This window comes from Dongshaea marina (assembly GCF_003072645.1).
Classification (GTDB): Bacteria; Pseudomonadota; Gammaproteobacteria; order Enterobacterales; family Aeromonadaceae; genus Dongshaea; species Dongshaea marina.
Window position 1 is genome coordinate 2,313,328 of the sequence record NZ_CP028897.1, and the last position, 13,430, is coordinate 2,326,757.

The following is a 13,430-nucleotide window of genomic DNA, read 5'->3' on the forward strand; positions in this document are numbered from 1 at the left end:
ACACCAAGTTCGGTCGCTTTTGTAAGTGAAAAGGAGTTTATTATGAATATTATTGCCATCATGGAACACTTGGAGCCCTATTTTAAGGAGGAACCCCTCAACCAGCTCCACGATACCCTGACGGAGATGGACTACCATGTGGTTTACCCGAGTGATCGCAATGATCTGCTGAAGCTGATTGAGAACAATGCCAGGATCGCTGGTGTGATCTTCGACTGGGATAACTATGGCCTGGATCTGTGCCGTGATGTGGGGGTTCTCAACGAGAAACTTCCTCTGTTCGCTTTTGCCAATTTAAGCTCAGCATTAGACATCGATCTTAGTGATCTGCGGCTGAATGTGAGCTTTTTTGAATATGCACTGGGAATGGCTGAAGATATAGCGCAAAAGATTGATCAGGCGGTTCTTGAGTATGTTGATGCCATTCTTCCCCCTTTGACCAAGGCGCTTTTCAAGTATGCCCATGAGGGGAAGTATACCTTCTGTACCCCCGGACACATGGGGGGAACCGCTTACCTTAAGAGTCCGGCTGGCAGTCTTTTTTATGATTTCTACGGCGCCAATACCATGCGCTCGGATATCTCAATCTCGGTTTCTGAGCTTGGGTCACTGCTGGATCATAGTGGCCCCCATAAAGAGGCGGAGGAGTATATTGCTCATACCTTTAACTCAGACCGTAGCTATATAGTGACCAACGGAACATCTACCGCCAATAAGATTGTTGGCATGTACTCCTGTCCAGCCGGCTCAACGGTTCTGATCGATCGCAACTGCCATAAGTCACTGACCCATCTGATGATGATGAGCAATGTGATCCCCATCTATTTCAGACCCACCCGCAATGCCTACGGGATCCTGGGAGGGATACCCCACAGTGAGTTCACCAAAGAGGTGATCCAAAAAAGAGTATCTGAGACCAAGGATGCCAGTTGGCCCTGTCATGCGGTGATCACCAACTCAACCTATGATGGCTTGTTATATAACACCGACAGTATTAAGAAAACCCTGGATGTGGCATCGATTCATTTCGATTCTGCCTGGGTTCCCTATACCAACTTCCACCCCATCTATAAGGGGCGTTGTGGGATGAGTGGCGAGCGGGTAGAGGGCAAGGTGTTTTATGAGACCCAGTCGACTCACAAGCTGTTGGCGGCATTTTCCCAGGCATCGATGATCCATGTGAAGGGGGAGATCCATGAAGAGACCTTCAATGAAGCCTACATGATGCATACCTCAACCTCGCCTCATTATGGCATCGTGGCCTCCACAGAAACGGCGGCCGCCATGATGAAGGGAAATGCCGGGCGGCGTCTCATCTCCGACTCGGTGGAGCGGGCGATTCGTTTCAGAAAAGAGATCAAGAAGCTTGAGGCTGAGTCAGATAGCTGGTTCTTTGATGTCTGGCAGCCGGATGATATCGATGAGTTGGCTTGCTGGAACCTGGATCCAAAAGCTAAATGGCATGGATTCAAGGCGATGGACCAGGATCACATGTATCTGGATCCGATTAAGGTGACCCTGCTGACTCCTGGTCTCGACAAGGATGGCAAGCTGCAACCAACGGGGATCCCGGCCTCCATTGTTGCCAAGTACCTGGATCAGCATGGGATCATTGTGGAGAAGACCGGTCCCTATAATCTACTATTCCTGTTTAGTATCGGAATCGATAAAACCAAGGCACTGAGCCTGCTGCGCGGATTAACTGAGTTTAAGCGGGCTTATGATCTGAACCTCAGGATCAAAAACATGTTGCCAAGCCTGTATGCCGAGAACCCTGAGTTCTATGAAAATATGCGAGTCCAGGAACTGGCGCAGGGGATCCATAAGCTGGTGTGTCAGCATGATCTACCGAAGCTGATGTTCAGCGCCTTTGAAGTGTTGCCTGAGATGGTGATGACGCCTCATGCGGCGTTCCAGGAGGAGCTTAAGGGCAATGTTGAAGAGTGCTATATGGATGAGATGGTCGGTAAGATCAATGCCAATATGATCCTGCCTTATCCTCCGGGAGTCCCTCTGGTGATGCCCGGTGAGATGATCACAGAAAAAAGCCGTCCGGTATTGGATTTCCTGGAGATGCTGTGTGAGATCGGTGCTCACTATCCGGGATTTGAGACCGATATCCATGGAGCCTATGCTCAATCCAATGGTCGCTATAGCGTGAAGGTGATTAAAAAATAGAGAAATTGTTTGGTTAAGAGACGGAGCCAGGCGCTCCGTCTTTTTTGGGGAGCCTAACTACACTCCGCAGAGAAGCTGCTGGTATCTGAAACTCCCAGCTTGAACGCAAGGGCCTTGGCAGTATTGAGCTCTTCGGCAGCCAGTTGCCTGCCTACCAGGGTAAGATTTTTGGAAGCCTCCTGACTACCACGCTGTGCTGCATTGGCGTACCAGGCATAGGCAAGCTTAAAGTCGATGGGGACGCCCAGACCCAAGGCATAGGCTTCACCCATTTTCAGCTGTGCGGGGAGATAGCCCTGCATCGCGGATTGGCGATACCAGTGCAGAGCCTGGAGTGGTTTACTGTCCGCAAACAAGCTGCCGAGCTGATATTGGGCGAGGGGATTTCCCTGCTGAGCGGATTTTGTATACCAGTGACGGGCCTTGAGCGGATTTCGAGGAAGTAGCTTGCCCTGCTGATAGAGAATGGCGAGCTGATACTGTGCTGCGGCATCGCCTGAGTTCGCAGCCTTCTGGTACCACCTGAGGGCTTTAGAGAGGTGATCTTTTTGGGCTGAGTGTTTTAACAGGAGTTGTCCCAGCATGCACTGGGCGAAGCTCTCTCCCTGCCGGGCCGCTTGCTGATACCAGAAGACAGCCTTCCCTGAATCGATTGGTACTCCCATGCCATTGGCATAGATAAAGCCAAGGTTGTGTTGGGCATTGATATCTCCCTGGCCGGCCGCTTTCTGATACCAGAGTATCGCCTTGCTAAAGTTACGCTCAACTCCCAGCCCCTTGTTATACATCAGCCCAAGGTTAAATTGAGCGTCTCTATCCCACTGCCTGGCGGCTTGCTCATACCATTTCGCCGCGGCTTGATGATCGCTGTGAGTTCTGCCGGAGCGATAGAGGGCTGCGAGTTTGGTTTGGGCCCGGGCCGAGCCCCACTGGGCTGCCCGTTCAAACCAGTGGCGCGCCTTTTTGCTATCGCGGGGGGTGCCGAGGCCCTTGGCAAACATGATGCCCAGGTTATACATGGCGCGATCGTATCCCCAGCCTGCAGACTTTTCAAACCACTGCAATGCTTTGGCGTCGTCTTGGATGACACCCTTACCCTGGAGATAGAACAGGCCGAGGTTAAGTTGCGCCAGCGGTTGATTTTTAAGGGCTGCCACTTGATACCAGTGTGCGGCAAGTTGATAGTTTTGCGGGTAACCGCGCCCGTTCTCATACATCAGCCCCAGCGCATACTCGGCGTTTGCTGATTGCTGCTGCGCGGCCTTGTGATACCAGTAAAAGGCCTGCTGGCTATCCTGAGCGACTCCCTTGCCCAGATCATAGGCGACGGCTCTTTGATACTGGGTATCTTGATCCCCCAGCCAGGCCCGGATGAGTTGTTTAGGATCGTGTTGCTGATAGAGCCAGAATCCGGCACCACACAGCAGCAACAGCAGCACACAAAGAAGTAATCGCATGATCATAAGAGTAGCTAAGTATGGGGCGACTATAAGTGACTCATCTGGGTTAGACAAGCGCCAGAGCTGAAGGGACGGAGCCAAAAGAGCTGAGCTATAGTATAGAGAGTTTGAAGAGCCGGTGAAGGAAGCTCCTGTGGATCGCTTGTCTTTTAGCTGTTATCCATTACTTTGCAAGCCGCTACGGATCTTAAAGCGGGCGCTGCTTCCGCTGGCTCTGACTCTTGGGATCCTCGCTTGTGCCACGGCACAGCCTCTAAGAGTAACGCTTTTGAATCCAGATCCTCCCGGTGATCCCTTCTGGGATCTGCTGGTCTCATTCATGCAGGCATCTGCTGATGACCTCGGCGTACAGCTAAAAATAATCAACTCTGAGCCCGGAAATCGATTCAAGAGCCTGCAGCTTGCCCGCCAGGAGCTTTCCGCTGTGGATAAACCCGATTATTTTGTCACACTGTTGCTCAACCGGGTTGCTCCCCTGATGATTGAGGAGGCCGAAAAAAGAGGGGTTAAGTTTTTCTCAGTCAATTCAGATCTTTCCCGGGACGAGAGAAAAAAGCTGGGTGAACCCAGGGAGCGTTACAAAAGCTGGATCGGCAAGATGTCTCCTGATGACAGCTATGCCGGGTATCTGTTAGGAAAGAAGTTAATCGAGAAAGCCCGCGAGAAAAATCTTACCGATAAACAGCATCAGATCCAGATCATCGCGATTGCGGGGGAAGGGGGACTTCGGTTTCCGATGACAGGCTCGGCGGATTAAGACGTGCAGTGAGCGAATTCCCGGATGTCCGGTTACAACAGGTTGCTTATACCGACTGGAGTCAGCAGATGTCGAGGCAGAAGGCTGCGGGATTGCTGCTTCGCTACCCTGAAACAACCATTGTTTGGGCAGCAAGTGACTTCATATCGCTTGGGGCCATCGACGCAATTGAGCAGCTGGGCAAGAGTCCGGGGATAGATATTCTGACCGGTGGTATCGACTGGACCGACAGAGGTCTGCAATCGGTTTACGAGAAGAGGATGACAGTCACAGTTGGAGGGCATTTCATGGAGGGTGCCTGGGCGCTGATCTTACTCCATGATTACCATCATGGGATCGATTTTTCTGATTCCCATGGGGTTTGGCTCAAGACAAAAATGGAAGCGTTAACTTCAGACAATGTTCACCCTTATCTGCAGCAGTTTGGTACCCACAATTGGAATCAGATCGACTTCAAACAGTTCTCAAAGTTTCATAATCCGCAGCTTACCCACTACCGGTTTGGTCTCAGTCATATCCTGAATGGACAGGGGGAGTCATGAGAGCAACATGGACACTAATCAACAGAACATTGCTGGTGGCAACAGTACTCCTGTTCGCAGGATTCACAACTGGCATGACGAGCGCTAAAGAGCCCCTTAAAGTGACTTTTATCTCGCCCGTCGCTCAGGGGGATCCCTTTTGGGATGAACTGGTCTCTGTGATGCAGGCCTCTGCGGCAGATCTTGAGATCCGCCTGAAAGTGTTGCACTCAGATGCAGGGAATCGCCAGCTGCTGGAGCTAGCGCGCCGGGAGATCCGTACCGCAGATAAACCGGATTATTTAGTCAGCCTGCTGCTCAATCGGATCTCTGGTGTGATCATGGAGGAGGCCCGGCTGCAGGGGATCAAGTTTTTCTCTATCAACTCCGATGTGTCTGAGAGCGATACCCAAATCATCGGCGAGCCCAGAGGGCGGTATGCAAACTGGATTGGTAAGATGTATCCCGATGATGAGTATGCGGGTTATATCCTGGCAAAGAGTCTGATTGCCCAGGCCCGGGAAAAGAAGCTTGCAGATCCTAAGGGTGAGCTTGAGATCATCGGGATTACCGGGGGGGTCGGAAACAGGGTGGCGGCAGCCAGGGGGCAGGGGCTACGGCGTGCGGTCGCTGAAACCTCTCATGCCCGATTGAATCGACTCGCAGATACAGACTGGAGTAAGGCTGAGTCATATAGGAAGTCGATGCAGTTGCTTGATCGCTACCCACAGACAAGTATCATCTGGAGCGCCAGTGATCTCATGTCCCTGGGAGCTGTCAAGGCGATCAAGGAGTTCCACAAATCTCTGGGCACAGAGATCTTAACCGGTGGTATCGACTGGACGGCACAGGGGATCCGTGCTCTGCAGTCCAAGGTGATCTCAGGGACTGTGGGTGGCCATTTCATGGAGGGGGATGGGCTCTGGTTCTGATCTATGATTATCACCATGGCCGGGATTTTGCCGATGATCCCGGAACCATTATAAAAACCCGGATGTATCCACTCACCCGCTCTAACATCAATCGCTATATCCGGCTGTTTGGCCAAAGGGACTGGCAGCAGATCGATTTCAGGCAGTATTCAAAGGTACTTAATCCTCAGCTCAAAGCTTATGACTTTTCTCTGGAGAAGCTTATCAGCCCCCGTCAGAAAGGGGAGGTTGCAGCTCAATGAGTTAAGCTGCAAAACCTGTTAGTTATTACTGAGGTGGATTCGCATCAGGGCTCCCCCCAACTCGGAGTCCTCGATGGTGAGCGAGCCTGCATAACTGTCGATGATTTCATGGACCACTGCCATGCCTATCCCCTGTCCCGGGGAGGTATCGGCGCGAACCCCTCGCTGCAGCACCTTATCCCTTAACTCGACTGGGATCCCAGGTCCGTCATCCTCTATGATGATGAGCAGGTGATCGGTCTCCTGGCGGACTGTGATGCTGATCTGGGAGATGGCAAACTTGAAGGCGTTGTCCAGCAGGTTGCCGAAAAGCTCCATCAGATCATTGGGATCGCCGATAAAGGAGGTGTCATCTCCAAAGTGAGTCGTGACCTGCACCCGCTTATCGCGATAGACCTTTTCCAGGCTGGTCAAAAGCTTACTTACCAGGGGGATCACGTCGGTTTTATGATCCGAGAGACCCTGGCGCCCGGCAACGGCCCGCCTGAGTTGATAGAGAACGATCTGGTTCATCGCCATGATCTGCTCATCAAGCTGCTGAGTAGCCTCGGGGCTCAGCCCCTGTTCATGGGCGGTGATCCGAATCAGTGCCAGCCGGGTCTTCAGGCTATGGGCCAGATCATTCATCGCATTCTGATAGCGGGTTCGCTGTTGTCGTTCGTTTTGCAGCAATTTGTTTAAAGAGCTGGTCAGGGGTTGTAGCTCCAACTCATAATCTTCGCTGAGCAACTGGCGTTTTCCCTTACGGATCTCCCCAATCTGTCCGGTGATCCGGTTCAGAGAGCGCAGGCTCCAGCGGGTGGTGATGATCAGGAAAAACAGGACAAAGATATAGTGAGCTATGGTGCGGATAATCACCGTCTTCACATAGTTCATTACATCCTGATCAAAGGGTTTCTTGGATGTCAGTAGAATAAGATCATAGCTAAAACCCGGGAGCGGCGGATTATGCTGAAAGCGGGTGCGCAGGACAAAGTAACTATCACTGCCCGGCAGGTCGAGTACCGAGGTCGGGAAGGGAACATTGTCCGGTGCCGCCTGCATGCTCAACAGAGGACAAAGTTGGTTTTTATAGGATCTCAGTTCCGGGTTGTGGATATTACTCTCAACCAGCTCGGGCTGATCGCCGTAGTGACAGACCAGAAGATCGACATCCTTCGGCAGATCGGGGTTTTTCAGCACCAGATCCAGATTGATCTGTGAAATATCGGACAAACCCTGCAGCGAGGTTTTGACCACCCGGGTCAGGGTTTGGGTCAGCTTATGGTTATAAGCCCGCTGCTGTGAGCTGATGTAGGCTCGGATCTGAAAAGATGCCAAGCCCATCATGATCAAAAAAATCACGATAAATGAAGAAAGAAGCAGCTTAAAGTGGAGTGAGCGTGAGATCAGCTGCATGACAGGTTAAAAATATACCCCTGGCGGCGAATGGTTGAGATCGGATGGATAGTCCCCTGGGGATCAATTTTTTTACGTAGCCGGCTCATCATCACCTCAATGGTGTTGGGATCACCTTCGTTGTCACCATATAACTGATCCAGCAGCTGCTGTTTAGAAACCACCTGTTTGCTGTTGCGCATCAGGTATTCCAGGATCGAGTACTCGAATGAGGTTAGGGTAATAGTGTCTTCGTTCATCAACAGGGTTTTACTGGAGAGATCCAGGGTATAGGGATCGGCGGTGACCTTAGGAGAGACAAAGCCACTGCTACGGCGCAGCAGTGCATTCATCCGGGCCTTGAGCTCCTCATGCTGGAACGGCTTGACCATATAGTCATCGGCACCAGCTTCCAGACCGTCGACCTTATCCTGCCAGTTGCTGCGAGCGGTGAGGATCAGGATCGGAAAGCTGATTTTCTGGGCGCGCAGTTTCTTGATGAGGCTGATCCCATCACTATCAGGAAGGCCGAGATCGATGATAGCGATATCGATAGGATATTCACTGGCGTAGTAAAGCGCCTCTTTACTGCGATCGGTTGTCAGTGTCTGATGACCTTGCTCACTCAGAACTGAGCTTAGGTGGTGGGCAAGTAACTGGTCGTCTTCAACAATGAGTATCTTCATGGTGCTTGGGTCGACTCCGGTGATCCTGAGATTAATGATAACAGTCTATTCATCAGGACTGAATCTGCGCTGAATCGTTTTTTTTGCACTAAAATTGAGAGGAGTAATCTTTCCCCCGGTTGGAGGTGGCATCCGTTCGGTTCACCTCCTTTTTTAAGCCTGACTTTTAATCTCTAATCCTACCCATGGCGCCTCGAAAAAGATAGAGGCTTGTTTTATCTTAATAAAAAGCCAGCCCGGCGGGGCTGGCTTTCGGGGGGGCATCGTTAACCGAGCGACTCTTGAGCGATCGAGCCCCAGAGATCATAAGCATCTGAGTGCTCAATGGTCACAGGGTAGATTTGACCGACCTCAAGCTTGGTTGTGCCGTTGAGATATACCAGGCCATCAATCTCAGGTGCATCTGCCATGCTGCGACCGATCGCTCCCTCTTCATCAATCTCATCGATGATGACCGGCAGGGTCTTACCCACCTTCTCTGCCAGCTTTTCGGTCGAGATCTCTTGCTGCAGCGCCATGAAGCGGTGGAAGCGCTCCTCCTTGACTTCGTCGCTGACAGGTTCAGCTATGTCATTCGCTCTGGCACCCTCAACCGGGCTGTACTGGAAGCAGCCAACCCGATCCAGGCGAGCTTCGCGGATAAACTCCAGCAGCTGTTCGAAATCGTCATCGGTTTCACCGGGGAAGCCGACAATAAAGGTTGAGCGAATCGTCAGATCCGGGCAGATCTCCCGCCAGCGTTTGACCCGCTCCATCATCTTATCGACGTTACCGGGGCGCTTCATATTGCGAAGCACGCCGACGCTGGCATGCTGCAGCGGAATATCCAGATAGGGCAGGATCTTCCCCTCGGCCATCAGTTCGACCAGCTCATCGACCATGGGGTAGGGGTAGACATAGTGCAGACGCACCCAGATCCCGAATTTTGCCAGCTCTTCACACAGCTGACGGAGGGTACTCTTCACCGGGCGACCGTCCCAGAATCCGGTGCGGTAGCGAATATCGGCGCCATAGGCAGCAGTATCCTGGGAGACGATCAGCAGCTCCTGAACTCCGGCATCCTTGAGGCGCTTGGCTTCACTCAGCACATCGCCGATGGGGCGGCTGTCCAGCTTTCCTCGCAGCGAGGGGATGATGCAGAAGGTGCAGGCGTGATCACAACCCTCGGCGATCTTGAGATAAGCGTAGTGACGAGGAGTCAGTTTAACTCCCTGCTCCGGCAACAGCTTCTCATAAGGGTTATGGGTTGGCTGCGGGACATGACGATGCACCGCATGCATCACTTCCTGATAGGCATGGGGGCCGGTGATCCCCAGTACCTTAGGATGAACCTCACGAATGGCCTCTTCTTTGGCGCCCAGGCAGCCGGTCACCAGAACCTTGCCATTTTCGGCAAGGGCCTCTCCAATGGTTTCAAGTGATTCTTGTACCGCACTGTCGATAAATCCGCAGGTATTAACGATCACCAGTGCGGCATCTTTGTAGTCGGGCGTGATTTCGTAGCCCTCAATACGCAGCTGGGTCAGGATCCGCTCTGAGTCGACCAGGTTTTTAGGGCAACCAAGACTGATAAAACCAATGGCTGGATTTGCCATCCTACTCTCCACTACTTGCTTAAATCTGTTGAAAGGCGCCAAGTCTACCCTAATTCCGCCGCCCCCTCCACAGATCCACCTTTGCAGATAGATGTTGCTACAACGCACTCGGATGTGAATATCGGGTTTCAATTGGTGAAGGTTTTGATTCTCCCGACTGCGGTGGGTGCATTATTTGTCAAAGATTGCCCATTTAGGGGGCTCAAGCTAGCCAAACCCGTTAGTTTTCAGTACTATTTGCCCCTTTGTATCGAACATGAACAACCTCTGCAAAGGGGAGGAAATCAGACTGCCATGCCACACCTTGAAGATGTGATTGCAAAAGCGCTGCAAGACATCGAAAAATCGATGGACAGCCAAGCACTCGAAGATATTCGCGTGCATTACATGGGTAAGAAAGGGGTATTAACCGATCAGCTCAAACAGCTGGGTAAATTACCTCCTGAAGAGCGCCGTGAGGCGGGCCAGGTGATCAACCAGGCGAAGCAACAGGTGCAGCAGGCGATTCATGCGCGCCGTGAGGCCCTGCAGCAGGAAGCTCTGAATCAGAAACTTGCCTCTGAAACCATTGATGTAACCCTACCGGGACGTCGCCTGGAAAATGGCGGGCTGCACCCTGTGACCCGTACCATTGAGCGGATCAGCAGCTTCTTTGGGGAGCTGGGCTTTTCTGTGGCAACCGGTCCCGAAGTGGAAGATGATTTCCATAACTTTGATGCGCTGAATATCCCCGCCGATCACCCGGCGCGTGCGGATCACGATACCTTCTTCTTCAATCCTAAGCTGATGCTGCGGACTCAGACCTCCGGGGTGCAGATCCGCACCATGGAGCAGCAGCAGCCTCCTCTGCGGATCATCTCTCCGGGGCGGGTGTATCGTAATGATTACGATCAGACCCACACTCCCATGTTCCACCAGGTCGAAGGCCTGCTGGTGGATGAGAAGGTGAGCTTTACCGAGCTCAAAGGGATCCTCCACGACTTCCTGCATAACTTCTTTGAGGAAGATCTGCAGATCCGCTTCCGTCCCTCCTATTTCCCATTCACAGAGCCTAGTGCCGAAGTGGATGTGATGGGTAAGAATGGTAAATGGCTCGAGGTCTTAGGTTGCGGCATGGTTCACCCGAATGTCCTGCGTTCGGTCAATATCGACCCGGAGCGCTATAGCGGCTTTGCGTTTGGAATGGGAGTTGAGCGCCTGACCATGTTGCGTTACGGCGTCTCCGATCTGCGGGCATTTTTCGAAAATGATCTTCGTTTCCTCAGACAGTTCAAATAAAGAGGCAGAGTAGTTATGAAATTCAGCAAAAGCTGGTTACAGGAATGGGTGAAGCTGGACAAGACTGCCGATGAACTGGCAGAGCAGATCACCATGGCCGGTCTGGAAGTGGATGAAGTAGCCCCTGTCGCTGGTGAATTCTCAGGGGTGGTTGTCGGTGAGGTGGTTGAATGCGGTCAGCATCCGGACGCCGATAAGCTGCGAGTCACCAAGGTCAATGTCGGCGCTGAAGAGCTGCTGGATATTGTTTGCGGCGCATCAAACTGCCGCCTGGGTCTCAAGGTTGCGGTTGCCTGTGTGGGCGCGGTACTGCCAGGTAACTTTAAAATCAAGAAAGCCAAGTTGCGTGGCCGGCCCTCTTTCGGCATGCTCTGCTCCTACACCGAGCTTGGCATCGATGTCGAATCCGATGGGATCATCGAGCTGCCCCAGGATGCGGCGATCGGTACCGATATTCGAGAGCTGTTGCAGCTTGATGATCAGGTGATTGATGTTGACCTGACCGCAAACCGTGGTGATTGTCTCTCCATTGCCGGGATCGCCCGAGAAGTGGCGGCCCTGAACCGCACCTCTGTGTGCGAGCCCGAGTTTAGCCCGGTTGCTCCGAGCCTGGATGATCGCATCGAGATCCAGCTGGCGGCCCCGGCTGCCTGTGCCCGCTACCAGGGACGAATCATTCGCAATATTAACCTCAATGCAGCAACTCCACTGTGGATGCAGGAAAAACTGCGTCGCTGTGGGATCCGCTCCATCGATCCCGTGGTTGATGTGACCAACTATGTATTGCTTGAGTATGGTCAGCCGATGCATGCCTTTGATCTCAATACCCTCAAGGGTGGGATCACGGTGCGTCAGGCCGAGGCGGCCGAAAAATTGGTGCTGCTGGATGGTAAAGAGATCACGCTTGAGCCGGATGTGCTGGTGATCGCCGATGATGAGCGTGCGGTGGCGATGGCCGGGATCTTCGGTGGTGAGGCGACCTCAGTAACCGAGTCTACCCGCGACATCCTGCTGGAGTGTGCCTGGTTTAACCCGGATGCGATCCGCGGTCGTGCCCGTCGTTATGGCCTGCACACTGACTCCTCACATCGCTTTGAGCGTGGAGTGAATCCACAGCTGCAATCCCATGTGATGGAACGTGCAACCGAGCTGCTGGTGAGCATCTGCGGGGGTGAGGTCGCACCTGTCTGTGAAGCGGTCAGTGAGCAGCATATACCCCAGGCTCAGCCCATCGAGCTGCGCCGGGAAAAGCTCAATGCCCTGATCGGGTTTGAGTTCAAAGATGAAGATGTGGTCTCTATCCTCAACTGTCTGGGAATGCAGGTTGAGGCTCTTGAGCAGGGCTGGCGAGTCGTGGCTCCCGCCTGGCGTTTTGATATGGCGATTGAGCAGGATCTCATTGAAGAGGTTGCGCGCCTGTATGGCTACAATAACCTGCCTTCGGTCGCTCCGGCTGCTGATCTCAAAATGACGAATCATCGTGAAGCTGAGCTACCCCTGAGCCGCCTGCGGCAGCTGCTGGTGGACAGAGGCTATCAGGAAGCGATCACCTATAGCTTCGTTGACCCGAAACTGCAGCAAAAGCTATTCCCTGAGCAGGAGGCGCTGATCCTGCCGCATCCGATCTCCGAAGAGATGTCGGCGATGCGTCTGTCTCTGCTGCCGGGTCTGCTGGATGCGGCCCTGTATAACCAGAACCGTCAGCAATCACGGGTACGCCTGTTTGAATCGGGTCTGCGCTTTGTGCCGGATGCGGATGAAGCATTAGCTGTTAAACAGCAGCAGATGCTGAGCGTGCTGGTGATGGGTTCAGTCAGTGATGAGCATTGGGATCTGCCTACTCGCGCGGTCGACTTTTTCGATCTCAAGGGCGATCTGGAGGCTTTAATTGATCTGACCGGCTATGCCGATCGCTTCGAGTTCCGTGCCGTGACCCACAGTGCTCTGCACCCGGGGCAGTGTGCCGGGATCTTCCTGGACGAGCGTCAGGTTGGAGTCATCGGGACTGTGCATCCGGCACAGCAAAAAGCCGTGGGTCTTAAGTCTAAGGCGGTCGTGTTTGAGATTGAGCTGGAGGCTTTGACGGAGCGTCTGGTCCCCGAGATTGAGGCTGTTTCTAAATTCCCGGCAAACCGTCGCGATCTGGCGTTGATCGTTGATCGTGAGGTTGCAGCAGGAGATTTGTTACAAGCGATTAAAAAACTTGGTCAAAATCATATAGTTGGAATAAACTTATTTGATATATACCAGGGTCAGGGTGTTGCTGAGGATAAAAAGAGCGTAGCCATCGCTCTGACGCTTCAGGATCAGTCCCGGACGCTGGAGGAGCAAGAGATCGCTGAAACTATCGATTGCGTAGTGGAAGCACTCAAAGCGGAGTTCAATGCGACCTTGAGGGTTTAAC

At 52.8% G+C, this 13,430-nt stretch carries 11 protein-coding genes; 7 read left to right on the top strand and 4 right to left on the bottom strand.

Annotated elements, in window-relative coordinates:
- Positions 1-42: 42 nt before the first annotated feature.
- Positions 43-2,178 (top strand): lysine decarboxylase, encoded by a 2,136-nt coding sequence (cadA, locus tag DB847_RS11070; protein WP_108650732.1) that lies wholly within the window; start codon positions 43-45, stop codon positions 2,176-2,178.
- A gap of 53 nt (positions 2,179-2,231) precedes the next feature.
- Here the strand turns inward: cadA and DB847_RS11075 are convergent, their stop codons facing one another.
- Complete coding sequence (locus DB847_RS11075) at positions 2,232-3,641, bottom strand: tetratricopeptide repeat protein (protein WP_108650733.1); 1,410 nt, start codon at positions 3,639-3,641, stop codon at positions 2,232-2,234.
- Between the two features lie 130 nt (positions 3,642-3,771).
- On the opposite strand from DB847_RS11075, the gene DB847_RS11080 reads away from it, so the two are divergent.
- The 4 genes from DB847_RS11080 to DB847_RS11095 all read left to right on the top strand — a co-directional run bounded on the left by DB847_RS11080 (position 3,772) and on the right by DB847_RS11095 (position 6,090).
- Positions 3,772-4,395 (top strand): type 1 periplasmic-binding domain-containing protein, encoded by a 624-nt coding sequence (locus DB847_RS11080; RefSeq protein ID WP_108650734.1) that lies wholly within the window; start codon positions 3,772-3,774, stop codon positions 4,393-4,395.
- Between the two features lie 8 nt (positions 4,396-4,403).
- Positions 4,404-4,937: a substrate-binding domain-containing protein gene (locus DB847_RS11085; protein ID WP_108650735.1), complete on the top strand. Its 534-nt coding sequence runs from the start codon at positions 4,404-4,406 to the stop codon at positions 4,935-4,937.
- Between the two features lie 74 nt (positions 4,938-5,011).
- Positions 5,012-5,848 (top strand): ABC transporter substrate-binding protein, encoded by an 837-nt coding sequence (locus DB847_RS11090; RefSeq protein ID WP_159084544.1) that lies wholly within the window; start codon positions 5,012-5,014, stop codon positions 5,846-5,848.
- 62 nt (positions 5,849-5,910) lie between these two features.
- Positions 5,911-6,090 (top strand): hypothetical protein, encoded by a 180-nt coding sequence (locus DB847_RS11095; RefSeq protein WP_108650737.1) that lies wholly within the window; start codon positions 5,911-5,913, stop codon positions 6,088-6,090.
- A gap of 18 nt (positions 6,091-6,108) precedes the next feature.
- Here the strand turns inward: DB847_RS11095 and DB847_RS11100 are convergent, their stop codons facing one another.
- The 3 genes from DB847_RS11100 to rimO form a co-directional block, all read right to left on the bottom strand.
- Entirely contained in the window at positions 6,109-7,419 is a 1,311-nt protein-coding gene (locus tag DB847_RS11100; RefSeq protein WP_159084545.1) for an ATP-binding protein, read from the bottom strand.
- A gap of 59 nt (positions 7,420-7,478) precedes the next feature.
- Positions 7,479-8,153 (bottom strand): response regulator, encoded by a 675-nt coding sequence (locus tag DB847_RS11105; RefSeq protein WP_108650739.1) that lies wholly within the window; start codon positions 8,151-8,153, stop codon positions 7,479-7,481.
- 266 nt (positions 8,154-8,419) lie between these two features.
- Entirely contained in the window at positions 8,420-9,748 is a 1,329-nt protein-coding gene (gene rimO, locus DB847_RS11110) for a 30S ribosomal protein S12 methylthiotransferase RimO (RefSeq protein ID WP_108650740.1), read from the bottom strand.
- Between the two features lie 294 nt (positions 9,749-10,042).
- Between rimO and pheS the strand changes: the two genes are divergently transcribed.
- Both pheS and pheT read left to right on the top strand, forming a co-directional pair.
- Entirely contained in the window at positions 10,043-11,026 is a 984-nt protein-coding gene (gene pheS / locus DB847_RS11115) for a phenylalanine--tRNA ligase subunit alpha (protein WP_108652959.1), read from the top strand.
- Positions 11,027-11,041: 15 nt separating this feature from the next.
- Positions 11,042-13,429, top strand: coding sequence for a phenylalanine--tRNA ligase subunit beta (gene pheT / locus DB847_RS11120; protein ID WP_108650741.1), 2,388 nt, complete (start codon positions 11,042-11,044; stop codon positions 13,427-13,429).
- Position 13,430 lies beyond the last annotated feature (1 nt).